Below are 22,852 nucleotides of genomic sequence, written 5' to 3' on the forward strand. Positions count from 1 at the left end.
GCCGGCGCAGGCCCGAGGTGCGATCAGCCGCGGGCCCGGCCTGCCCGAGCCGTCACCATCCGGGCCATGCCGCGCAGGCCGACTGTTCGGTGCAGGGCAGCCGGGCCGAAGATGTCGTTCACCGGGCGGATCCCGGTGAGCATGCCGAGGAAACGGGTCACGTGCACCGGATCCGCGGCCAGCGCGGGGAAGAGCAGGTCGCCGGCCCGGTCCGGGTGGAAGGCGGCGAGCCGGGCGGTCAGGTCGTACATCGGGATCCGGCCGAGGTCACGCCGGCGGTGGTGGTCGCGCATGGCTGCGATCATCGGGCGCTCGCCGCCGAGCCCGGCGACGATCGCCCCGCTCAGGGCGTGGGCGTCGCGGAGGGCGTTGCCTATCCCCTGGCCGGTGATCGGGTCCATGACCAGTCCGGCATCGCCGACCAGACCCCAGCCCGGCCCGGACGGCTGCCGGATCAGCCCGGGAACGTCGGTGGTGCCGCGAACGTGCTCGACCGGCTCCGCGGCGGCCAGGCGTTCGCCGAGCTCGGCAACTCCCTCGGCCATCCTCGGCAGCCCCGCCGCCCGGGCCTCGGCGAAGCGCGACGCCGGGACGCCCAGGTAGACGAGGGTGAGGTCGTCGTCGGTGGGCCAGAGCGTGACCATCCGGTCCGGCCGCACGTAGACCTCTCCTCCGCCGACCGGAAGCCCGGCGAAATAGCCGTAGAGAACGCCGGACGCGGACGGGCGTTCCCGGTACTCCCGCGCGCCGGCCTCCTTGGCGACGGTGGAGTGCTTGCCGTCCGCCCCGATCACCAGCTGGGCGGTGAGCGTGGTGGACTTGCCGTTCTTGAAGCGTCCGATCAGGCCGGTCACCTGGGCGCCGTCGCGGGTCAGCCGCTCGACGACGTAACTCTCCTCGACCGTGGCGCCGGCCTCGCGGGCGGCCGCGATCAACAGGGCGTCCAGCACCGTCCGGCGCGGACTGTAGACGGCGTCGACCCCGTCGAACGGCGGGTAGGCGCCGCGGAGCACCGCCGTTCCGGCGTCGAAGACCACGGTTCGGGCCGGCGGGGTGCCCCGGGCGGCCAACTGGTCGAGAATGCCCCAGCGGCGTAGCAGGGCGCCGCCGGGCAGCTGCACCTGATGGGTGGAGAGGGTGTCGCTCGGGAAGCGGGCGCGGTCCACGGCCAGCACGCGCAGACCGGCCCGGGCCAGCAACATCGCGGTGGCGGCGCCGGCCACCCGGGTCCCCACCACGATGACGTCGAAGTCCATGACGGGCCCCCGGATCATGTCGGGACGGCGTACGTATGCACGCAACGTAGCCCTTTGATGCCAACGTCTGAGGCCCGCGGGCAAGTCAAGACTTATCTCCGAGGCGAATCTCCTGACAATGGACAGGATGGACCAGGACCGGGTTTCGGCGATGTTCGACCGGCTGGACGCCGAGGCGGCTCAGATCCGGGCCGAGCTGACCGCCGCGCCGGACGCCGACCGGCAGGCGTTTCTCCGGCGCCGCCTCGGTGAGCTGCACGCCGCCGAGGAGGGCCTGGTGTTCGGGCGGATCGACTACCCGGACGGCACGGCCCTCTACATCGGACGGCGCGGCATCCGGGCCGGCCGGGAGCCGTTGCTCGTGGACTGGCGGGCGCCGGCCGCGGCGCCGTTCTACGCGGCGACCGCGGCCCATCCGATGGGGTTGCGCCGGCGGCGGCACCTGCGGCTCGACGGACGGCGGGTGGTCTCGGTCTCGGACGAGATCCTCGACGGGTCGAGCGCCGGGCCGGACGACGTGCCCGGCGACGGGCCGCTCGCCGAGGCGCTGGACGCGCCGCGCACCGGGTGGATGCGCGACGCGGTGACGACCCTGCAGGCCGAGCAGGACGCCATCGTCCGGTCGCCGCACCGGGGCATCACCGTGGTGCAGGGCGGTCCGGGCACCGGCAAGACCGTGGTGGCGCTGCACCGGGCGGCGTACGCCCTGTTCGCGTTCCCGGCCGCGGCGCAGCGGGGCGTGCTGGTGGTCGGACCGGACGCCCGGTTCCTGGACTACATCTCGCGGGTACTGCCGTCACTGGGCGAGAACGACGCCCGCCTGGTGACCCGGGCCGGCATCGGCGGGGCCGGGCACTCGGCGGCGGAATCGCCGGACCTGGCCCGGCTGAAGGGGCAGGCGGTGCTGGCCGAGGCGCTGGCGGGCTGGGTGGATGGCCGCCGGCCGGTCGCCGGGCGGGAGCCGTACCACCGGGCTCGTGAGGCCTTCGCAGAACGCCTCGCGGTCGATCTCCGGCGGCACCGGGCGGAGGCGATGGCGGCGGCCCTGGACCGGATCGACGCCGAGACCGCCGCGCTGACCGGGGTCGACCTCGATGCGGCCGTCGCCGCCGACCTGGCGTCGCTGGGACTCGGCGGGCCGCCGGGCCGGGCCGACCTCGGCGCGGACGACCGGGTACCGGATGTCACCGACGCGGTCGACCGGCTCTGGCCACGGCTGACCCCGGAGCAGGTGGTGGAAGGGCTGCTCGCCGATCCGCCGGCCCACCTGGCGGGGCTGCGCCGGGCGCCGGGCGCGCCCTGGACCGAGGCTGATCTGGCGCTGCGGGACGAGGCCGCGAGCCTTCTCGACGGGCCGCCGGACGAGGTCTACGGCCACGTCGTCGTCGATGAGGCGCAGGAGCTGACCGAGATGGACTGGCGGGCCGTTCTGCGTCGCTGCCCGTCGCGATCGATGACGGTCGTCGGCGACTTCGCCCAGGCCGGCCCGGGCTCGACCGTCACCGGCTGGCGGCAGGCGCTGGGCGACCGGATCGAGCTGCACACGCTGACCGTCAACTACCGCACCACGGCCGAGATCCTCGAGTACAGCCGCGACCTGCTGGCCCGGATCGCCCCCGGACAGGAGCTCAGCCGGTCGGTGCGGCACGGCGAGACGCCGCGCACCAGCCACGACCTCGGCGTCGAGCTGGCCGCTCACCCGGGCGCGCAGGTGATCACCGCGGACGACGTCTGCCGCGGCCGGGAGTTCGGCACCGTGCTGGTCGTCGATCCGGCCGGGATCGGCGCGAACCCGCGCGACCTCTACGTGGCCCTCACCCGCGCCACCCACCGCCTGATCGTCATCGAGCGATGACGGCGGGGGTGTCCGGCCAGAGCGCCGGGTCGAAGACCACGATCCGGTCCCGGCCCTGCCGTTTCGCGGCGTACATCGCGGCGTCGGCGTTGCGCAGCAGCTCGCCGGGGGTGGCATGGCCCGGCCCGCTCCCGGCGATGCCGATGCTGGCGCCGACCGTGACGGGCCGGCCGGACAGGTCGAGCGGCGCGCGGAGGGCGGCCAGCACCCGGTCGGCCAGCACGGCCGGCCCGCCGTCCCCGGCTGTGGTCAGGATCGCGAACTCGTCGCCGCCGAGCCGGGCCACCACGTCCTGGTCCCGGACCGCGCCGCGCAGCCGGTCGGCCACCGCGACCAGAGCCAGGTCGCCGAGCTCGTGCCCGTACTCGTGCCGGCCATCGTCACCGTGAAGAAGGCATTGGACGCGGCCGGGACCGGCACTCCCACACCGCCGGACGACCGGCCGTCCACCAGCCAGATCGCCTCGGCCACCATCCACGACACGGCGGCACGCCCAGCAGGGCGATGCCGATCCGGAGCCGGCCGGAGCTCCATCGGGCCGCCCGGGACCAGAGCAGTCCCATCGCCCCCGCCGCCGCGGTGACCGCGATCTGACTGATCCGGCCGCTGACCACCGCGGGCAGCGGCACGAACCAGATCACGGCCAGGTAGGCCAGGACGACGGCGGCGATCCACCGCATCCTGATCAGCATGTTGCCCCCCGTCGGCTGCGCCAGGCCCGACTTGAGGCTTGGCGCGACAGGGAAACGGCCCCCGCCCGGCAGAACCGGGCGAGGGCCGCGCGTACGCAATCTATTTGGTGATCTTCTGGGTGTAGGTCTTCGGCGTGGACTCGTTGCCCGCCTTGTCCTGCGCCCAGTAGGTGACCTCGAGGTTGCCCTTGTCGACGCCGACCACGATGGTCAGCCAGCTGCCCCACAGATCGAGCAGGTTGCCGACCTCCTGCGCCTTGTCCTGGGCCTGCGCCTTGGACGTGGCCTTGGTCCAGCGGCCGCCGGCGTAGTAGTACCAGGTGCCGGACTTCTGCTCGATCAGCTTGAGCTTGACCTTCTCGCCGCCGAGGCCCTCGTCGGAGACCTTGCCGGTGAGCACCCACCACGACGCCGCCGACTCCGGGAAGCGCGGGACGTCGAGCGAGACGACCGGTGCGACCGTGTCGGCCTTGACCGTCACGGTGCCGGCGGTGACCGGCGAGCCGGCCCCGTTGGCGTTGGACGGCGTCACCTTGACCGCGAACGAGCCGGCCTTGGTGTACGTGTGGGTGAAGCGGCCGTTGGTCACGGTGGCGGTGGATCCGTCACCCCAGTCGACGGTGCCCTTGCTGATGCCGCTGACCGTCAGGGTGACCGACTGGGTCACCCAGATCGACGTCTTGTCGAGCTTGTACGACCCGGGCTGGGCGGTGACCGTCACCGTGGCCGAACCCGTCGCCGGGCCGCTGTTGCCGGCCAGGTCGGTGAGGGTCACGGTCGGGGTGAACGTGCCGGCCGTGGTGTAGACGTGCTCGGTGAGCGCGTCGGTGGTCCCGTCGCCCCAGTTGACCGCCTTCGTGATCGAGGCCGCCGGCGTGACGTCGTCGGTGGCAGTCACCGTGATCGTCACCTTCTGACCGGCCCACACCGAGGTGGGGGCGACCGTGAAGGTGCCGGTCGGGGCGGTGCTGTCGGCCTTGCCCGGAGCGGAGCGGAACACCGGGTCCGCGGTGACCGGGGAGTTGGCGGCCAGGTAGTTGCTCAGCATGGTCAGGTCGTTGTCGCCGGTGGTGATCTTGGCGGTGCCCTTGCCGAGGGTGAGGAAGTTGTCGCCACCCGCGGCGAGGAACGAGTTCGACGTGACCCGGTAGGTGCCGGCCGGGTCGAGCACGGCGCCGTTCAGCTTCAGGGTGGACGCGATGATCCGCGAGCCCCGCGGCTGCGACACGTCGTAGGCGTAGGTGAGCCCCTTCGACGAGCCCAGGTGCAGCACCGGCCGGGAAGCCCCGTCCGGCTGCCACTGCTCCTCGAGCACCTGCTTGATCTGGGCGCCGGTGAGCGTCTGGGTGACCATGTCGTTGGCGAACGGCTGGACCGCGAACGCGTCGGCGTACGTGATCGTGCCGTCGGTCTTGTAAAGCAGGTCCGCTCGCAGGCCGCCCGGGTTCATGAAGGCGATCTGCGCGCCGCCGCGGCCGGCGGCCTTGGTCTGGTCGAGCTGGACGTCGGCGATGAAGTTGCCGAGCACCGACTCGGACCCGCGGTCCTCGGCCCCGGCGCTGGTGACGGCGCGCTTGATGTCGGCGGTGATGCTGCCGAGCTTCTGCTTGCCGAGCACGTCGGCGTTCGCCTTGGCCTTCGCCACGATGTCGGCCACCGTCGCGTCGGACGGCGCTCCGGTCACCGGCAGCAGCTCAGCGCTGGAGCTGGTCACCGACTTGGTGGCCGGGTCGTAGGTCAGCACAGCCTTGCCCAGCTTGACGCCGTAGTCCTCGGCCTGCAGGACCGGGCGGGTGCGGTCGGTCCCGGGAACCGGGATCTCGAACGCGTACGGCTGGTGGGTGTGCCCGCTGATGATCGCGTCGATGTTGGCGTTGACCCGGGTGAACGGTCCGAAGACCGGGTCGGCCTGCAGCGCCGCCGCCGAGGTGATGTTCTCGGTGGCCGCACCCTCGTGGGCGAGCAGCACGACCACGTCGGCCTCGCCGTTGCTCGCGTCGCCGTCACTGAGCTGGTTGGCGAGCGTGTTGGCCTCGGCCACCGGGTCGCGGAACTCGACGCCCTTGATGCCGTCCGGGCTGACCAGCGAGCCGGTCTGCTCGGTGACCACACCGATGTAGCCGACCTTGACGCCGCCCACGGTCTGCACCGAGTAGCCGGGCAGCACCCGCTGGCCGTCCTTGTAGACGTTGGCCGCGAGGTACGGGAAGTTGGCCCGGGCGTCGACCCGGCCGGTCAGGTCGGCGAGACCCTTGTCGAACTCGTGGTTGCCGATCGCGGAGACATTGAGGCCACCGGCGTTCAGCGCGTCGATCGTCGGGTTGTCCGAGTCGATCGCCGAGATGAACGTGGACGCGCCGATGTTGTCACCGGCCGAGACCCACGCGGTGTTCGGGTTGGCCGCCCGGAGCTGGTTGACCAGCCCGACCAGCTGAGCGGCGCCGCCGACTCCCGCGGACGGCGCCTCGAGGCGGCCGTGGAAGTCGTTGATGGACAGCAGCTGCAGGTCGACCGGGCCGGTCAGGCCGGTCTTCAGGCCGATGACGACCGGGTCGTGGTCGCTGGCCCGGTACGGGTTCGGCGCGTAGAACGGCGCGAAGCCGTCGTACTGGAACGCGTACGACTCGACCGAGTTGATGTTCCAGATGTCCACGCCGGTGACCCGGGTCGCGAGCGACGGCGTGACCAGCGCGTGGTCGAGGGAGCCGGACTCGCCGCCGAAGACGTACGACGACTTGCCGGGGGCGTGCGTGGTGTGCACGTCCTCATAGCCCGCGTCGTACAGCACCTGCATCGGGTCTTCCTCGGTGTACGAGTTGAAGTCACCGAGCAGGATGGCGTTGGGCGTCTTCAGCGATGCGACGAAGGCCGCCAGGGAGGCCGCCTGCCGCTTGCGGTCGCCGTTGTACGGGCCCTGCCCGTCCCCGGCGTCGACGTTGTCGCCGGTCGGCGCGACCGAGGCGCTCTTGGACTTGAGGTGGTTGGCGACGACCGTGAAGTCGATCGTGCCGGCGGTGAAGGTCTGCGCGATCGGCTCGCGGGCGTTCGACCACACCGTCTCGTCGTTGATCGAGCGCGAGGCGCCCTTCGGAGTCACCGACGCCGGCTTGAAGATGATCGCCGTGGTGATCACGTCCTGCGCGTCCGCGCCCGGCAGCTCGGCCGGCGACCGCACGTAGTCCCAGGTGCCTGCCCCGTCGACCGCGTTCAGCGCGCCGACCAGGGTCTTGAGCGCCATCTGCGGGTCGTCGGGCTCGAACTTGACCGAGTTCTCGATCTCCATGAGCGCGACCACGTCGGCGTTCAGCGCGGTGATCGCCGAGACGATCTTCGCCTGCTGCTTGGCCGCGGCGGCCGCGTCGACGGCGCCCCGGGCGTCGCCACCGAAGTGGACGAAGTAGTTGAGCACGTTGAAGCTGGCGACCTTGATGTCGCCGCCCACGGCCGCCGGGTGCGCGGTGCGCGGGTTGGTGGCCGTGAACGTGGTGCGCGACGCCGCCGGCGTGTCGAAGGAGACCGGCGTGGTCGGCTCGAACATCCAGTCGTTGTACTCGTAGCTGACCACCACCGGGCCGAACTTCTCGACCGTGTCGCCGGTGCGGACCGGGTCGGCGGCGCTCAGGTACGGCGGGGCGATGCCGGCCGTCGACAGGTTCGTCGTCTTCGCGTCGTCGAGCAGCACCCGCGCGTTCGCGTTCGCCGTCTTGACCGCCGCGGCCTCCGGCGTGCCCGGGCGGGCGACGTCGGTCGGGACGCGGTTCGGCTTCTCCGCGGCGGCCAGCACGATCTCGCCGTAGAGGTTGGCGTAGTACGTGTCGGACACCGTGTAGGCGCCGGCCGGGGCGACCAGCATGCCCTCGACCGACTCGCGCGCGTCGGCGGCGAGCGGCAGGGCCAGCGGGACCGGGGCGGGCAGCGCGGCGTTGTTCGCGCACACCTGCAGGTCGGTCTTGGCGGCGAGGCTGATCTCGGTCAGGCCGTTGTACTCGCTCACCGTGCCGGTGAGACGCACCCGGTCACCGATGGCGACCGACGGCTGGTTCGTGCCCGATCCGACGTAGACGAAGATGCCGTCGGAGGCGGTGCCCGCGGCGACCGGGCGGCTGCCGCCGGTGCCCGCGGTCTGCACGTAGATGCCGTTGAAGCCGCCGGTGCGGTGGTCGGCGGTGACGATGCCCTCGGCGGTCACCACCGAGCCGGCCAGCGTGGTCGCCGCGCCGGTGCCCTGCACCTCGGCGATCGTGTTGGTCACGGCCGTGGTGCAGCCGACCGGGTCGGGATCGCCCGGCTCCTCCGGAGTGGAGGCCGAGTTGAGCGCGCCGAACGTGTTCTGCGCGGGGGCCTTCCAGGCGCCGTCGATCTTCTGCAGCGAGTAACCGACCGGGTCGCTGCCCGACTCGAGCACGCCGATGTCGGTGCTGGCCGTGCCGGCGGCCGGGCCGCTCGCGGCGGTGAAGGTGCCCTCGTAACTGAGGAACTCGGCAACCGAGTTGTCCGGTTTCACCAGCGCGACGCCGTCCGGCGCCCCGTTCTGGATGCCGTTGGCCGCGTAGTTCTGCACGACCACACCGGCGGCCGGAACAGCGCCGGCAAGCGTCACGGTGTTGTACGAAGCGCCGCTGGCGCTGTCGCCGTTGTACAGAGCGATCTTCCACCCGGACAGGTCGAAGCCCACCGGGGCCTGAACCTCGATCGCCTCACCGCTGTCGGTGCCGGCGTTGTCGTAGTGAATCTCGCTGATGAACGGCGTGTCCTCGGCCGCGAAGGCGTGACCGGCCAGGCCCAGGCCCAGCGCCGTGACCACGGCCACGACCCCTACCGGCCGGGCCGCGCCCAAAGCGCGTCTATATAGGCGCATTTAAAAGTTTCCTCCGAAGGTTGTCGATCCCGCAGGAGAGTAATTACACCCGATGACGGGAGATTTTCGCGGAGGTAACGGGAGTGGGGGCGCCCCACGACAGAATTGACCATATCGACCAGGTCATATGACGTTTTTCACGAACCTTATTGTTCGCTTTGTATCAGCGTCCGGATTGGACGTTTCCGTCACTCAATAGGGCGCGGACATCGGCGGCGCCGGTCAGGCCGAGCGCACGCTCCGCGAGCGGACCGGCAAGATCAAGGCGGGCGGCCCGGACGGCGTCCTTCACCAGCGGCACGGACGGCGGCGCAACACTCAGTTCCCGTACGCCGAGGGCCGCCAGCAACGGCACCGCCGCCTCGTCCGCCGCGAGCTCGCCGCAGACCGCGACCGGCACGCCCGACTCCGCGCCGATCAGGCCGATGAGGCGCAGCACCGCCGGGTCGAGGCCGTCGGCCGGCACCGCGGCGTTGCCGCGCTCCGCGGCCAGGGTGTACTGCGTCAGGTCGTTGGTGCCCACGCTGACGAAGTCGACGTACGGCGTGAAGGCCGCGGCCCGCAGCGCGACGGCCGGCACCTCGATCATGATGCCGACCCGCAGGTCCCGCGGCGGACCGGCGGCGGCGATCGCGTCGTCCAGCATCCGCCGCGCGGCGATGACCTCGGCGACCGTGCTGACCATCGGGAACATGACGCTGACCGGCGCTTGCCGGGCCACCCGGGCGATCGCGCGCAGCTGCTCGGCGAACAACTGCGGGTGGGCGAGCGAGTGCCGGATGCCGCGGACGCCGAGGAACGGGTTCTGCTCGTGCGCGGCCGGCGCGTACCGCAGCGGTTTGTCCCCGCCGACGTCGAGGGTGCGCAGCGTGATCCGCCGGCCGCCGAGCGCCTCGGCGATCTGCCGGTAGGTGTCGAACTGCTCATCGGCGTCCGGCGCGGCGTCCCGGTCGAGGAAGAGGAACTCGGTGCGGACCAGGCCGGCCAGGTCGGCGCCGTGCTCGGCGGCGGCCCGCGCGTCGGCGACCGAGCCGATGTTCGCGGCGACCTCGATGGACACCCCGTCCGCGGTCACCGCCGGGTCGTGGGCGCGGGTGGCGGCCCGGCCCGACCGGGACGACCGCTCGGCCGCCCGCTGCGTGAAGGCCGCGAGCACCGTCTCCGGCGGGTTGACCGCGAACTCGCCGGTGCCGCCGTCGAGGGCGACGGTCGCGCCGGCCGGGACACTGAGCACGGCCGGGCCGGCGCCCACCACCATCGGGATGCCGCGGGTGCGGGCCAGGATCGCGCCGTGCGAGGTCGGGCTGCCGAACGCGAGGAGCACGCCGGTCACCCGCACCGGATCGAGCGTGGCCGCCTCGGCCGGGGTGAGGTCGGCCGCGACCAGGACGCCGTCGCCGGACGCCTCCGCGCCGGCGATCCCCAGCATGGCCCGCAGCACCTGGTCGCCGACCGCGTGCACGTCGTCGCCGCGCCCGCGAAGATAGGGGTCGTCGAGGGTGTCGAACTCGGCGGCGACCCGGCGGGCCGCGCCCTGGAACGCCTGCGGCGCCGCGTCGCCCCGGTCGATCCGCTGCCGCACGTCCTCCAGCAGGTCGGCGTCGTCGAGCAGCAGCAGATGCGCGTCGAAGATGCTCGCCTCGGGGGTGCCCTCCCAGATCTTGTCGATCGCCTGCCGGACCGCGGCGACCGCGTCCTCGACCCGCCGCCACTCGATGTCGGCGCCCTTCGACGGCTCGTCCGGCACGTCGGGGGTCGTTCGCGACCGCCGCCAGGCCGGCCCGAGGCCGATCCCGGCCGAGGCGGCCTGCCCCAGCCGCACGCCGTCGGCGACCTCGGCGCCGGCCCGGGCGAGCTCGGCGGCCTCGGGTGGGGTCTCGTCGAAGCTGCGGGCGGCCACCGCCACGATCTCGTCGACCGCCTGCCGGGCGCGTGGCCCGGTCGCTCGCACGTCGATCTCGTGCCCGCGCACCGCTCCGAGCGTCGCCACCCGGGACAGGCTGGTGGCCGGCACCCAGGCCGAGCCGGTGGTGCGGTTGCGGACCTCCAGCCCGGCATCGAGCCGGCGGGCCTCGGTGACCAGGCGGGCGGCCGGCCGCGCGTGCAGGCCGTGCGGATTGGTGACGGTCACGGTCGCCATGGCGTCGCCCACCCCGGTAGCCGGCGCCGGCGCCGAAGGGGGCTCGAGCTGGGACTGTTTGCCCAGCAGGCCGCCCGAGGCCTCCTGGGCGACCTCGTCGCGCCCGGCCCCGCCCGCCGCCGACACCGCCGCGGCGACCAGGCCCTCGACCAGCGGCGCCGGGCTGAGCACCACCCGCGCGCGCAGCTCGTCGTCCACCATCTCCAGGGCCAGTTCGGCGGAGAGGACCGCGCTGCCCAGGTCCATCAGCACCACCACGCCGGCCCCGTCGTCGGCCTCGGCCAGCGCGTCCATGATGGCCGTCGCGTCGGTGCCGAAGGTCTCCTCGTCGAGCCCCGCGGCAATCTCGATGCGGGCGTCGGCGGCCATCTCGGCGGCCAGCGCCACCGCCGAGCGGGCGAGGGCCCGGCTGTGGCTGACCACGACGAGTCCGACCATGGCGGCGCTCAGGACAGGGCCGCCGAAGCCGCCACCAGCAGGAGTGTGACCGACGTGGCGCCCGGGTCCTGGTGGCCGGCGCTGCGCTCGCCCAGGTAGCTGGCCCGGCCCTTGCGCGCGACCATCGCGATGGTCGATTCCCGGCCCTGCTCGGCGGCCCGGACCGCGGCGTCGAGAGCCTCGGCGAGCGGCTGCCCGGCGGCGGCCGACTCCTCGAGACTCAGCACGGCCGGGGCCAGCGCGTCGTACATCGTCTTGTCGCCGGCCTGCGCCTTTCCCCGCGCGACCACGCCCTCCAGGGCGGCCCGCAGCACCTTGGCCAGGTCGGCGCCGTCCAGGGTCTCGCCGGCGCCGGCGGCGGCCGACATGCGCAGGAACGCGGTGCCGTAGAGCGGGCCGCTCGCGCCGCCCACGGTGGACACCAGCGTCATCCCGGTCCGCTTGAACAGGTCGGCCGGGGTTTCCGGCGGCTCCTTCTCCAGCGCCGCGACCACCGCGGTCATGCCTCGATGGAGGTTGGATCCGTGGTCGGCGTCGCCGATCGCGGAGTCCAGCTCGGTGAGCAGATCCTTGTGTTCCTCGATGAGGCGGGCGAACTCGCGGATCCAGGCATACAGAGCGCCGGTGTCGGCCATCCCGGTCAGATTCCCCAGCGCAGCGCGGGCGTACGCACCGGGGCGTCCCACCATCGCAGGATCTCGTCGTCGGCCTTGACCAGGGTGATCGAGGCGCCGGCCATGTCGAGGCTGGTGATGTACGGCCCGACGAGCGACCGGGCGACGCGCACGCCCGACTTCTCGAGGATCGTCGCGACCTCGGAGTAGAGCACGTAGAGCTCGATGAGCGGGGTGGCGCCCATGCCGTTCACGAAGGCGATGACGCCGCCGGTGAAATCGAGATCGGCCAGCACCGGGGTCACCAGCATCTCGGCGATCTCCGCGGCGCTCGCGATCGGCACCCGGCGGCGGCCCGGCTCGCCATGGATGCCGATGCCGACCTCCATCTCGCCGGCCGGCAGGTCGAACGTGGGTTTGCCGGCCGCCGGGACCGTGCAGGAGGTGAGCGCGAGCCCCATGCTGCGCCCGTTGTCATTGACCTTGCGCGCGACCGCGGCGACGTCGGCCAGCGACCGGCCCTCCTCGGCGGCGGCGCCGGCGATCTTCTCGACCAGCACGGTGACGCCGACCCCGCGGCGACCGGCCGTGTAGAGACTGTCCTCGACCGCCACGTCGTCGTTGGTGACCACCGCGATCACCTCGGTGCCGGTGTCGGCGGCGACGATCTCGGCTGCCATCTCGAAGTTCATCACGTCGCCGGTGTAGTTCTTGACGATGTGCAGCACCCCGGCGCCGCCGTCGACGCCCTTGGTGGCCGCCACCATCTGGTCGGGCACCGGCGAGGTGAAGATCTCGCCGGCGCAGGCCGCGTCGAGCATGCCCGGCCCGACGAACCCGGCGTGCAGCGGCTCGTGCCCGGACCCGCCGCCGGAGATCAGGCCGACCTTGCCGCGCACCGGCGCGTCACCGCGGTAGACGACCCGCTGCTCGTGATCGACGCGCAGCTCCGGGTGGGCGGCCGCGACGCCACGCAGCGCGTCGGCGACCACGTTCGCAGGATCGTTGATGAGCTTGTTCATCGGCGCCCCTCCTCCTTGAGATGGCCTATGACCAAGCTACGTCACCCGGAACTGGCTGACGATGCGCTGCAGATCGTTGCTCATTCGGGCAAGTTCGGCCGTAGTGGTCTGCGCCTCGGTGACCGCGGCCGCGGTGTTCTGGGTGGCGCCGGAGACGTCGCTGACCGACTCGGAGATCTCGGCCGCACCGGCGGCGGCGGCGCTGACGTTGCGTACCATCTCGTTGGTGGTGGCCGTTTGCTCCTCCACGGCCGACGCGATGGTGGTCTGGAATTCGTTGATCTGCCCGATGACCGCCTGGATCTCGGCGATCGCGCTGACCGCGCCGGCCGTGTCGGTCTGGATGGCCTGCACCCGGTTGCTGATGTCCTCGGTGGCCCGCCCGGTCTCCTGGGCCAGGTCCTTGACCTCGCTGGCGACGACCGCGAACCCCTTGCCCTGCTCGCCGGCCCGGGCCGCCTCGATCGTGGCGTTGAGCGCCAGCAGGTTGGTCTGCTCGGCGATCTGGGTGATCACCTTGATCACGTTGCCGATCTCGGCGGACGAGACGCCCAGCTTGCTGACCGTCTGGTTGGTCGACTCGGCGAGCGCGACCGCGTCGGCGGCGACCCGGGCGGCCTCGCCGGCGTTGCTGGCGATCTCGTTGATCGCCGCGCCCATCTCCTCGGAGCTGGCCGCCACCGTGGCGATGTTCGCCCCGACCTGACCGGCGCTCGCCGACACCACGTTGACCTGGGCGTTGGTGCGCTCGGCCGCCTCGGCGATCTGGCTCGACGTGGCGGCGAGCTCCTCGCTCGAACCGGCCAGGGTGACCGCGTTCTGCTCCAGCTCCTCGACCGTGTTGCGCAGGCTGCCCATGGCGGAGTCGAGGTCGCGGGCCATCAGGCCGAGCTCGTCGGCGGAGCGCACCCCCGAGCGGACCGTGAGATCGCCGCCGGCCAGGGCCCTCGCGACCCGGGATACCGACTGCACCGAGCGACGGATCGCCTTGGCCACGAGTACCGCCAGTCCGAGCGCCAGCAGGCCGCCCACGAGCAGCATGATGATGACGGTCAGCCGCGCGCTCCGGTAGCTGTCGCGGGCATCGGTCGCACGTTGTGCCGACTGCCCGGCCTCGGCGCTGTAGGCCTCATCCAAATCGGCGGCCGCCGTCTGCACGAGTGGCGTGTACGTGTTGTTGCGCAACGTCTCGAAGTCTTCGGTCCGGCCGGCGTTCGACAAGGCCAGCAGCTTCACGCGAACCGCGGTGGCTGCGACCCAGTCCGTGGTGAACTTGTCGACCACCGACGGGTCGGCGGCTGTCGTCCGGTAGGCCGCGATCAGCGCGGCGAGCTTGTTGTCGTCGTCGTCGATCCGCTGCGCGGCCTCCGCCTTGTTCGCCGCAGTGATGCTGATGCCATGACGCAGCACATCGACCCGCAGCTGCATCATCGCCCGGTCCGCCTGCCCCAGCACGATCAGCGGTTTGACCTGGATCTCGTACATCTCCTGCACCTGGGTGGCGGTGTCGTTGAGCTTCACCAGCGCGACCACCGCAACCACCACCGCCACGAGCAGGGTGAGCACTGCTCCCGCAATGATCTTGGGAAGAACCGGCAGGTCTTGGAAACTGCGGCGCCCACGAGCCGCTTCCTCTGCCGTCACGACCAGCCCCCGCATATCGTTGCAGTCGACAACCTTCATGCACCTGTTCGGCAACCACCGGACCGATCTGAGGGGTGTTTCTCCGCCTTTCCCCGTTCCCTTACGACGATCCACCACACGATGGCCACGCCCGCAACCGCGCCCAGGGTCGCGATCGACATGTCCTTGTGCGCGTCCCACATATCGCCCTGCTGGCCGTTGTAGGCCTCGGCGTCACCTGGGGCGAGCGTCATCGCGATCGCCCATTCGAACAGTTCGTAAAGCGCGCTGGTGGACAGCACGATCTCGACCGCCACCAGGGCAGCCGTCCGCTCACGCAGGCCGCGCCATTCACGCAGCGCACGGAAGAGCACCGGACCGAAGCACAACCCGTAACTGAGGTGCACGAGCCGGTCGAAGTTGTTGCGCCGCCACCCGAGAACGTCGTCGAGACGCACCCGGAAAACGGCCTCGGTCCAGTCGTCGTAGGGCACGAACGAATAGATCCACCGCGCCGCCACCGAATGAAGAGCAAGAAAGATCAAGATCAGCAGAAACGAGGTGTACGGGAGTGGCCGCGACCGATTCACGAGATACAACCCGGCCAGGCCCAGAACCGTGAGCGAATGGTGCAGGGCTTGCTCAGCCGGATAGATCGGCCGCCACCAGGTGACGGCGAGCAGCAGCAGGAACCCCCCGAGACTCCACAGTTGCGCCGGCGACAGACCCGGCCGTTCCGTTTCCACATCCAGTTGCGCCAGTCCCCCGGTCATGGCCGCGAGTCAACCAGCGCCGGCCACCGCCCCGGTCTCACTCCCGGCACGATCAGATATCGGTGGCCACCGCTATCCGCCCCTCGATCAACCCCGGGAGCAGGTCGTCGCGCAGGGCGTGCAGGGCCTCGTTCTCGCGGGCCAGGCGGTCGCGCAGGGCGAACAGGGGGCGGGCGCGCGCGGTGAAGTCGTCGATCGCTCGTTTCGTCGGCGCCCGCACCGGGACGGCCAGGGCTCGGGCCCGGTTCAGGCCGGGGACGGCGGAGTCCGAGTTCATGCCGGACAGGCCGAGCGTGCGGAGCAGGAGGTAGGCGTACTCCATCGGGATGGTTCGGGGTTTGAGGTAGAAGGTGGTGTCGATCGGGAAGAAGTCGCCGGCCGACCAGTGCACCGCGCCGACCGTGCCCTTGCGGCCGACGATGATTCCCGGGCCGCTGACCAGGGGCACGTCGTGGCTGCCCGCCGGGCCGCCGCTGCCGTAGACCGGGACCGGGCCGGGGCGGCGCTGCGCGGCCGGCAGCGCCTTGCCGTAGACGAGGTCGACCAGGTCGCCCAGCCGGCCCGGACGCCCGGCGGCCGGCTCGAACGCGGCCCCGGCCAGCGCCATCGCCGTCGCCGCGATCCGGTCGTTGCCGGCGATCTTCTCGTCCAGCGACGTGAGCAGGTCGGCGACGGCGCGCTGGGCCGGCAGCGGCGGAATCACGATCGGCAGGGCGGCGAGGATGCCGAGGTTGATGTGCGGGACGCCGGTGGTGATGGCGCTGTTCTGGATCGCGGCCTGCATGGTTGTAGAACGGAACTGGTAATAGATGTAGCGCGGATCGGCCCGGCCGGGGTCGACGCGCAGGCGCATCTGCGACTGGGAGACGACGTAGGTGTCGTGCGGGCCGGCCGGGACGATGCCGACCTGGCCGAGCGTCCCCCGCTGGGTGAAGATCACGTCGCCGGGCCGGGCCAGGTTGCGGGCCAGCTCGCCGGCCGCCTTCGCGCGGGTCACGTAGACGAACTCGGACCGGTCGAAGAAGCCGGGCGTGGCCAGGTTGCCGCCGCGGATCACCGGCACCCCGTGCGGGACGTAGTCCTTGCTGCCCAGCCGCGAGCCGAACGGGCCGCCGATCAGTCCCTTCGGGACCGCGACGTCGCGAACCACGCCGACCGGCCAGTCAGACATCGGCTCGTCGTACATCGGCGGGCCCCGGCCGCAGCCGGCCGGACATCAGCCGGGGCATCAGGTAGTCGCGCAGATCGCGCAGGGCCTGGGTCTCCCGGGCCAGCCGGTCACGCAGCGCGAACAGAGTTCGGGATCGCCGGGCGAAGAGTTCCATCTCGGGGCCGCCGGCGAGGCGGATCGGGAGGCTGAGTGTGCTGGATCGGTTCAGGCCGGGAACGGCCGAGTCGGAGTTCATCGCCGACAGGCCCAGGCTCCGCAGCAGGAAGTACGCGTACTCGAGCGGCACCCCGGCGGGGCAGCGCACGTAGTAGGTGGTGTCGATCGGGAAGAAGTCGCCGGCCGACCAGTGCACCGCGCCGACCGTGCCCTTGCGGCCGACCACGATGCCGGGGCCGGGCACGAGCGCCTCGTCGTGCCACCCCGACGGCCCGGCGCTGCCGTAGACCGGCACCGCTCCCGGCCGGCGCCGCGCGGCCGGCAGCGCCCGGCCGTAGCCCAGGTCGACGACGTCGCCGAGCACCGCGGACCGGCCGCCCTGCCCGGCGGCCTGGAACTGCGCCCCGGCCAGGCGCAGCGCCGTGCCGGCCAGCCGCTCGTTGCCGGCGATCTTCGCGTCCAGGCAGTCGAGCAGCGCGGTGATCGACTCCCGCTCGGGCGCGGGCGGCAGCACGATCGGCAGCCGCCGCACGTCGGCCAGGTTGAGGGTGGCCTGCACGGTCGTGTTCAGCCAGGCCGCGATGCAGTGCCGCACGAACTCGCCGGCCAGGCACCTGGTCAGCCAGCGGGGCGGCAGCGGGCGCGCCGGGCGCAGCACCGCCACCGCCCGCGCCACGTTCCACCCGGCCAGGGCGGCCGGCACCACCGCCGCCTGGCCCACCGACCCGACCAGCGTCAGCAGCACCTCCCCGCCGGCCAGCCGGGTCCGCGCGTAGGCGGCGTCGATGTCGGCCCGCACCCGCAGCGGCCGGCCGGTGTCGATCCGCCCCTGCTTGAGATCGCGGACCCGCACGATCGGCACGCCGCCGGCCACGTCCGCGCCCGGCTGGACGATGCCGTAGGAGACGTGCGCGAGCGACCCGAGAGGCACGACCCGCCAGCCCGGCGGGAGGGTCGCGCTGATCCCGGCGTACTCAGTCATGCAGTTTTCCTAGTTGTTTCCGGACCGCCGCCTCGAGCCGCGCCGACTCCTCGAACTGCGCGAACAGCTCCTTGGTGAGCCGCGCGATCCGGTCGGCGACCGGCTCCGCGTCCGGGTCGGCCGCCGCCGAGGCGGCGCCGACATAACGGCCCGGGGTGAGGATGTGGTCGTTCTCGGCGACCTGGTCCAGCGAGGCCGAGAAACAAAAGCCAGGCACGTCGGTGTACGCCGTGGATCGCCACGAATGATAGGTGTCGGCGATCCGGGCGATGTCGGCGTCGGTGAGCACCCGCTCGGTGCGGTCGACCATGGTGCCGAGCCCGCGCGCGTCGATGAACAGGATCTCGCCGCGCCGCTCCCGCTTGTCCCGGCTCAGGAACCACAGGCAGGCCGGGATCGCGGTGGTGCGGAACAGGTTCGGCGGCAGCGCCACCATGCAGGCGACCAGGTCGTCCTCGATCAGCCGCCGCCGGATGTCGCCCTCGCCGGAGAGTTTCGATGACATCGATCCGTTGGACAGCACGACCCCGGCGCTGCCGCCCTCGGCCAGCTTGGCCACCATGTGCTGCAACCAGGCGAAGTTGGCGTTGCTGCGCGGCGGCAGGCCGTACGCCCAGCGCGGGTCGTCGTCGCGGCGCGCCCACTCGCTCATGTTGAACGGCGGGTTGGCCAGGATGTAGTCGGCGGCCAGCCCGGGTTGCTTGTCCTCGGCGAACGTGTCCGCCCACCGGTCGCCCAGCCCGTTCGGATCCATCCCGTGGATGGCCAGGTTCATCTTGGCCAGCCGCCAGGTCCGCTCGTTGGCCTCCTGCCCGTGCACCGTGATGTCCCGCCCGTGCGCGCGGGCGGCCTGCACGAACATGCCACCCGACCCGCAGCACGGGTCGTAGACCGTCCCGGAGAACGGCTCCAGAACCTCCACCAGCAGTTTCACCACGCACGCGGGGGTGTAGAACTCGCCGGCCCGCTTCCCCTCGGCGCGGGCGAACTTCTCCAGAAAGTACTCGTAGACCTCACCGAGCAGGTCCTGCGCCGGCCGCTCGCCGTGCCCGGTGAAGCTGGCGTCGCTGATCAGCACGACCAGCTCCCGCAGCGGCGCCGGGTCCACCCCGCCCCGCCCGAAGATCTTCGGCAGCACCCCGGACAGCGCCGGGTTCTCCCGCATGATCGCGTCCATCGCGTCGTCGAGCAGCCGCCCGACGTCCCCGCCCGCGTTGGCGGCGAGGTGGTCCCACCGCGCGTTCACCGGAACCCAGAACACGCCCGCGAACCGCGCCCGGTCCTCGGCGCCGCCGAGGAGCTCACGCCGCTCGGCGAAGGCGTCCGACACGAACTTGAGGAAGACCAGCCCCAGCACGAACTCCTTGTACTGGGAGGCGTCCATGGTCCCGCGCAGCCGGTTGGCCGCCTTCCAGAGGATGTCCTGGATCCCCTTGGCGCTGGACATCTCCGGCCCCGCAGCGCGTCGGCGTGTTGGCACTTGGCATTCCGTCCTCTGGCTCGTCGTCCGGTCCGTCATCTCGCCCGTCATCCCGTTCGAGAAGTAAACGCCGTCGGCTACATCTACGGCGTGCCGGGGAGCCGGACCGTGACGACGAGGCCGCCGGCCGGGCGGGCGGTGAGGTCGAGCGTGCCGTCGTGGGCGCGGACGATGCTGTGCACGATGGCCAGGCCGATGCCGGCGCCGGCGTGCTCGTCGGTGCGCGTGCGTTCGGCGCCGCGCTGGAACGGCTCGACCAGGGTCGGCACCAGTTCCGGTGGGAGCAGGCGACCGGTGTTCTCGACCCGCAGCACGCTCGTGCTGTCATGCGTCTCGGTGTGGACCGTCACGGTTCCGCCGGTCGGGAGGTTGTGGACCACGGCGTTCTGCAGGAGGTTCGCCGCCATCCGGGCCAGGAGCTCGGCGGAGCCGCCGGCCGGGGCCGGGCCGCCGGTCACCTCCAGGGTGATCCGGCGCTGCTCGGCCAGCGGGAGCAGTGTCTCGGCGGCCTCCTCGGCGAGCAGCGACAGATCGACGCTCACCCGGGTGAGGCCGCCGCCCCGGCTGAGGCTTCCGCCCCGGCTGAGGTTTCCGCCCCGGCTGAGGTCTCCGCTTCGGCTGAGGTTTCCGCTTCGACTGAGCAGCAGGAGCGCCTCGGTGAGGTCGATCGCGCGGGTGTTGACGGCGTGCAGGCGCTCGATGATCTCGTCCCGCCCGCGGGCCGGGTCCTTGCGGGCGACGTCGAGCAGCGTCCGCGAGATCGCCAGCGGCGTGCGCAGTTCGTGGGAGGCGTTGGCGGCGAACCGCTGCTGCTCGGCGACGTGCGACTCGAGCCGGGCGAGCATCGCGTCGAAGGCGTCGGCGAGGTCGCGGAACTCGTCCCGGCGGCCCGGCAGCCGGATGCGGTGGGCGAGCGACCCGGCCGTGGCCGTGCGGGTGGCGTCGGCGATGCGGGCCAGCGGCCGGAGCATCCGGCCGGCCAGGATCCAGCCGCCGACCAGCCCGAAGATCAGCAGGACCGCCAGCACCGCGGCCGCCCGGGGCGCGAAGACGTGCAGGAGTCGGGACCGGACCGGGAAGACACCGGCCACGTCGTTGCCGTCGCGGGCGATGAGCGTCGCCTGATCGGGGACGTACCGCAGGAGGAACAACCACACGGCGGCGAGCAGCAGGGCGCCGGCGACCAGGATCAGCCCGGCGTAGCTGAGGGTGAGCCGGAGGCGGACGCTCAGCCCCGGGGCCCTATCCACGGTCCGGCTCGGTGTCGATGCGGTAGCCGGCGCCGGGGACGGTGGCGATGATCCACGGCTCGCCGAGGCGTTTGCGCAGCGCCGAGACGGTGATGCGGACCGCGTTGGTGAACGGGTCGGCGTTCGCGTCCCAGGCGCGTTCCAGCAGCTCCTCGGCGCCGACGACCCCTCCGTCGGCGGCCACCAGAACCTCCAGCACGGCGAACTGCTTGCGGGTGAGCGCGACGTAGTGCCCGTCCCGGAAGACCTCCCGGCGGAACGGGTCGAGCCGCAGGCCGGCGATCTGGCGAACCGGGGGCCGGGCGTGCGCGCGCCGGCGGTCGAGCGCCCGCAGCCGCAGGACCAGCTCCCGCAGATCGAACGGTTTGGTGAGGTAGTCGTCGGCGCCGAGCCCGAACCCGGAGGCCTTGTCGTCGATCCGGTCGGCCGCGGTGAGCATGAGGATCGGGATGCCGCTGCCGGACGCCACGATGTGCCGGGCCACCTCGTCGCCGGACGGGCCGGGGATGTCCCGGTCGAGCACCGCGAGGTCGTAGGAGTTGACGCCGAGCAGCTCCAGCGCGGCATCGCCGTCGCCGGCGATGTCGGCGGCGATCGCCTCCAGCCGCAGGCCGTCCCGGACCGCCTCGGCCAGATAGGGCTCGTCCTCCACGATGAGCACACGCATGCCTGAACCTTAGGGTCCCGTCCGCCACCAGCGGCGGGACGCCAGTGCGGCGAGCCCGGCGCCGGCCGCGTTGACCAGCACGTCATCCACCGACGACACCCGGTCGAGCTGGAAGACGTACTGGGCGGTCTCGATCAGGACCGAGCAGGTGGCCCCGAGCGCCAGGATCCGCGGCGCCGACGCCAGCGCCGCGAACCGGATCGGCGCGAAGAACCCCAGCGCCGCGAAGACCAGCAGGTTGCCGCCGATCCCGATCGGCCCCATCGTGATCAGGTCCCGCAGCGGGATCAGGCTCAGCCGGCCGGGCACGATGCGGGCCCCGGGCCCCGGCATCAGGGTCATCCAGACGAACGGCACCGTCCCGTACACCATGCCCACCTCGGCCAGCGCCGTGCGGAAGGCGACCCGCCGAAGGCGCGCCAGCGCCCACGCCAGCAGAACCGCCAACGGCGCGCCGGCCAGCGTCACGAGCACCACGCCGTTCTCGGTGTCGTAGCAGCCGTGCCACCGCCCGGCCATGCACGTCGGCGCCGACATCAGCAGTGGCCCGCGGATCGCGAACGCCGCGCCGGCCAGGGCGAGGATCCCCAGGCCGGCGAGCACGATCCGGCGGTGGTTGACAGACTCAGCCACCCGACCCCTGCCCAGGCGCGACTCCGGTGACCGCCAGCGTCTCCTGCCCGATCATGTCCTGCAACGGCGCGCCGTCGGTGTTGCTGAGGATGACGCCGACCCAGCCGGTGTCCGGGTAGATGCTCCAGTTGGCGCCGACCCCGGGATTGGCCCCGGCCCGCTCCCAGATCCACTGGCCGCCGACGATCTCGACCGCCAGCCCGTACGCCCCGAACGACGCCGGCCCGTGCGGGAACTTGGCCCCCATGAGCACGTCGGCCCAGGGCCGCTCCAGCAATGTGCCGTCGGTCAGCGCGCGGGCGAACCGGACCAGGTCCGGGGCGGTGGCGAAGCCGCCGTCGCCCGGGGAGGCGATGAAGCAGCGCGCCGGATTCTTGCCGAGCACCCACGGGTCCGAGCTGCTCTGGTCCAGGTTGCGGACGGCATCGACGATGCTGCCGTCGGCCAGCGTCATGTACGGGTGCGCGATGCGCTTGTCGGCGAGCCACTGCGGCCTGGTGTAGAACGCGGTGCCGGTCATGCCGGCCCGCCGGAAGACGTTCTCCTCGACGTAGTCCCAGTACGACTGTCCGGTCACCGCCTCCACGATCAGCGCGGGAATGGTGACCCCGGCTTCCTCGTGGGTGGTGCTCGGCAGGCCCGGGATGCCGACCAGTTTCGCCTGCCGGGCCCGCTGCTCGTAGTACTCGTGCACCTCCGACCGGCTCCGGAAGACGCGTTGCACGTCCTCGTCCGGGGTGTCCAGCCCGGACGCGCCGGCGATCAGATGGTGGATGGTCACCTGCTCGGCGACCTCCTTGGCGAAGCCGGTCAGATGCTTGCCGACCGGGTCGGACAGCTGCAGCCTGCCCTGCTGCGCCAGCTGCAGAACGGCCAGCGGGCCGAACGGCTTGCCCGCCGAGCTGAGGCTGAACGAGATGCCCTCGTGGTTGCGGATCCCCCGCTCCCGGTCGGCCAGGCCGTAACTGCGGGACAGCACCGTCCTGCCGCGGTGCGACAGCAGCACCACGCCGGAGAACTTGCCATCGGCGGCGAGCTGCGCGATGTACCGGTCGTAGGCGTCGACGGGCCGGGTGGCCGGTGGAACAGCCTTCGCCAGCGGCACCCCCGCGGCCGCCAGCCCGCCCCATTTGACCAGCTGCCGCCGGCCGATACCACGTGCGGAATCCGAGTCCATGCCGCTAGTCAAGACGTACGGCCGTTGCGGTGGCGTATGCGTTTTTTGATACGCCCGCGATACGT

Annotated in this window: 17 protein-coding genes; 1 reads left to right on the forward strand and 16 read right to left on the reverse strand. The window is 72.2% G+C overall.

Features of this window, described 5'->3' with window-relative positions; translation table 11 throughout:
* Positions 1 to 23: 23 nt before the first annotated feature.
* Positions 24 to 1,274 carry an NAD(P)/FAD-dependent oxidoreductase gene (locus AB0E90_RS23225; protein ID WP_360409137.1) on the reverse strand — a complete coding sequence of 417 codons (1,251 nt, stop codon included), beginning with the start codon at positions 1,272 to 1,274 and terminating at the stop codon, positions 24 to 26.
* 100 nt (positions 1,275 to 1,374) lie between these two features.
* Here AB0E90_RS23225 and AB0E90_RS23230 point away from each other — a divergent pair, with 100 nt between their 5' ends.
* Entirely contained in the window at positions 1,375 to 3,111 is a 1,737-nt protein-coding gene (locus tag AB0E90_RS23230) for an AAA family ATPase (RefSeq protein ID WP_360409140.1), read from the forward strand.
* On the opposite strand, the gene AB0E90_RS23235 is transcribed toward AB0E90_RS23230, so the two are convergent.
* The 15 genes from AB0E90_RS23235 to AB0E90_RS23305 form a co-directional block, all read right to left on the reverse strand.
* Positions 3,098 to 3,589: a GGDEF domain-containing protein gene (locus AB0E90_RS23235; RefSeq protein ID WP_360409143.1), complete on the reverse strand. Its 492-nt coding sequence runs from the start codon at positions 3,587 to 3,589 to the stop codon at positions 3,098 to 3,100. The genes AB0E90_RS23230 and AB0E90_RS23235 overlap by 14 nt on opposite strands.
* Positions 3,492 to 3,803: a hypothetical protein gene (locus tag AB0E90_RS23240; protein ID WP_360409146.1), complete on the reverse strand. Its 312-nt coding sequence runs from the start codon at positions 3,801 to 3,803 to the stop codon at positions 3,492 to 3,494. Before AB0E90_RS23240 ends, AB0E90_RS23235 begins: the two co-directional genes overlap by 98 nt.
* Positions 3,804 to 3,903: 100 nt before the next feature.
* Positions 3,904 to 8,613: an ExeM/NucH family extracellular endonuclease gene (locus tag AB0E90_RS23245; RefSeq protein ID WP_360409149.1), complete on the reverse strand. Its 4,710-nt coding sequence runs from the start codon at positions 8,611 to 8,613 to the stop codon at positions 3,904 to 3,906.
* Positions 8,614 to 8,824: 211 nt separating this feature from the next.
* Positions 8,825 to 11,239 (reverse strand): phosphoenolpyruvate--protein phosphotransferase, encoded by a 2,415-nt coding sequence (gene ptsP, locus AB0E90_RS23250; protein WP_360409152.1) that lies wholly within the window; start codon positions 11,237 to 11,239, stop codon positions 8,825 to 8,827.
* Between the two features lie 8 nt (positions 11,240 to 11,247).
* A complete protein-coding gene (gene dhaL / locus AB0E90_RS23255) occupies positions 11,248 to 11,928 on the reverse strand; it encodes a dihydroxyacetone kinase subunit DhaL (protein WP_360409155.1) in 681 nt (226 codons plus the stop codon).
* Complete coding sequence (gene dhaK / locus AB0E90_RS23260; RefSeq protein WP_360409158.1) at positions 11,880 to 12,875, reverse strand: dihydroxyacetone kinase subunit DhaK; 996 nt, start codon at positions 12,873 to 12,875, stop codon at positions 11,880 to 11,882. Before dhaK ends, dhaL begins: the two co-directional genes overlap by 49 nt.
* A 36-nt stretch (positions 12,876 to 12,911) precedes the next feature.
* Entirely contained in the window at positions 12,912 to 14,519 is a 1,608-nt protein-coding gene (locus tag AB0E90_RS23265) for a methyl-accepting chemotaxis protein (RefSeq protein ID WP_360409161.1), read from the reverse strand.
* Positions 14,520 to 14,554: 35 nt separating this feature from the next.
* Entirely contained in the window at positions 14,555 to 15,271 is a 717-nt protein-coding gene (locus AB0E90_RS23270; RefSeq protein WP_360409164.1) for a DUF2238 domain-containing protein, read from the reverse strand.
* A gap of 52 nt (positions 15,272 to 15,323) precedes the next feature.
* On the reverse strand, positions 15,324 to 16,442 hold the full coding sequence (locus AB0E90_RS23275; RefSeq protein ID WP_360409167.1) for a restriction endonuclease subunit S: 1,119 nt from the start codon (positions 16,440 to 16,442) through the stop codon (positions 15,324 to 15,326).
* Positions 16,435 to 17,580 (reverse strand): hypothetical protein, encoded by a 1,146-nt coding sequence (locus tag AB0E90_RS23280; protein ID WP_360409170.1) that lies wholly within the window; start codon positions 17,578 to 17,580, stop codon positions 16,435 to 16,437. Before AB0E90_RS23280 ends, AB0E90_RS23275 begins: the two co-directional genes overlap by 8 nt.
* On the reverse strand, positions 17,573 to 19,027 hold the full coding sequence (locus tag AB0E90_RS23285; RefSeq protein WP_360409173.1) for a class I SAM-dependent DNA methyltransferase: 1,455 nt from the start codon (positions 19,025 to 19,027) through the stop codon (positions 17,573 to 17,575). The genes AB0E90_RS23280 and AB0E90_RS23285 overlap by 8 nt, the downstream gene beginning before the upstream one ends.
* Before the next feature lie 116 nt (positions 19,028 to 19,143).
* Positions 19,144 to 20,310: a HAMP domain-containing sensor histidine kinase gene (locus AB0E90_RS23290; RefSeq protein WP_360409176.1), complete on the reverse strand. Its 1,167-nt coding sequence runs from the start codon at positions 20,308 to 20,310 to the stop codon at positions 19,144 to 19,146.
* Positions 20,303 to 20,977 (reverse strand): response regulator transcription factor, encoded by a 675-nt coding sequence (locus AB0E90_RS23295; protein WP_360409179.1) that lies wholly within the window; start codon positions 20,975 to 20,977, stop codon positions 20,303 to 20,305. The genes AB0E90_RS23290 and AB0E90_RS23295 overlap by 8 nt, the downstream gene beginning before the upstream one ends.
* A 9-nt stretch (positions 20,978 to 20,986) precedes the next feature.
* Positions 20,987 to 21,610, reverse strand: a complete 624-nt coding sequence (locus AB0E90_RS23300; RefSeq protein ID WP_360409182.1) for a VanZ family protein — start codon at positions 21,608 to 21,610, stop codon at positions 20,987 to 20,989.
* Entirely contained in the window at positions 21,603 to 22,787 is a 1,185-nt protein-coding gene (locus AB0E90_RS23305; protein WP_360409185.1) for a serine hydrolase domain-containing protein, read from the reverse strand. Before AB0E90_RS23305 ends, AB0E90_RS23300 begins: the two co-directional genes overlap by 8 nt.
* Positions 22,788 to 22,852: the final 65 nt, after the last annotated feature.

The organism is Actinoplanes sp. NPDC026619 (assembly GCF_040638295.1).
Lineage (GTDB): Bacteria > Actinomycetota > Actinomycetes > Mycobacteriales > Micromonosporaceae > Actinoplanes.

Excerpts from the sequence above, each read along its gene's own strand:
- AB0E90_RS23225 (WP_360409137.1), bottom strand. The coding sequence starts at position 1,274 with ATGATCCGGGGGCCCGTCATGGACTTCGACGTCATCGTGGTGGGGACC.
- AB0E90_RS23230 (WP_360409140.1), top strand. The coding sequence starts at position 1,375 with ATGGACAGGATGGACCAGGACCGGGTTTCGGCGATGTTCGACCGGCTG.
- AB0E90_RS23240 (WP_360409146.1), bottom strand. The coding sequence starts at position 3,803 with ATGCTGATCAGGATGCGGTGGATCGCCGCCGTCGTCCTGGCCTACCTG.
- ptsP (WP_360409152.1), bottom strand. The coding sequence starts at position 11,239 with ATGGTCGGACTCGTCGTGGTCAGCCACAGCCGGGCCCTCGCCCGCTCG.
- dhaL (WP_360409155.1), bottom strand. The coding sequence starts at position 11,928 with ATGGTGGGACGCCCCGGTGCGTACGCCCGCGCTGCGCTGGGGAATCTG.
- dhaK (WP_360409158.1), bottom strand. The coding sequence starts at position 12,875 with ATGAACAAGCTCATCAACGATCCTGCGAACGTGGTCGCCGACGCGCTG.
- AB0E90_RS23270 (WP_360409164.1), bottom strand. The coding sequence starts at position 15,271 with ATGACCGGGGGACTGGCGCAACTGGATGTGGAAACGGAACGGCCGGGT.
- AB0E90_RS23275 (WP_360409167.1), bottom strand. The coding sequence starts at position 16,442 with ATGTCTGACTGGCCGGTCGGCGTGGTTCGCGACGTCGCGGTCCCGAAG.
- AB0E90_RS23280 (WP_360409170.1), bottom strand. The coding sequence starts at position 17,580 with ATGACTGAGTACGCCGGGATCAGCGCGACCCTCCCGCCGGGCTGGCGG.
- AB0E90_RS23285 (WP_360409173.1), bottom strand. The coding sequence starts at position 19,027 with ATGTCCAGCGCCAAGGGGATCCAGGACATCCTCTGGAAGGCGGCCAAC.
- AB0E90_RS23295 (WP_360409179.1), bottom strand. The coding sequence starts at position 20,977 with ATGCGTGTGCTCATCGTGGAGGACGAGCCCTATCTGGCCGAGGCGGTC.
- AB0E90_RS23305 (WP_360409185.1), bottom strand. The coding sequence starts at position 22,787 with ATGGACTCGGATTCCGCACGTGGTATCGGCCGGCGGCAGCTGGTCAAA.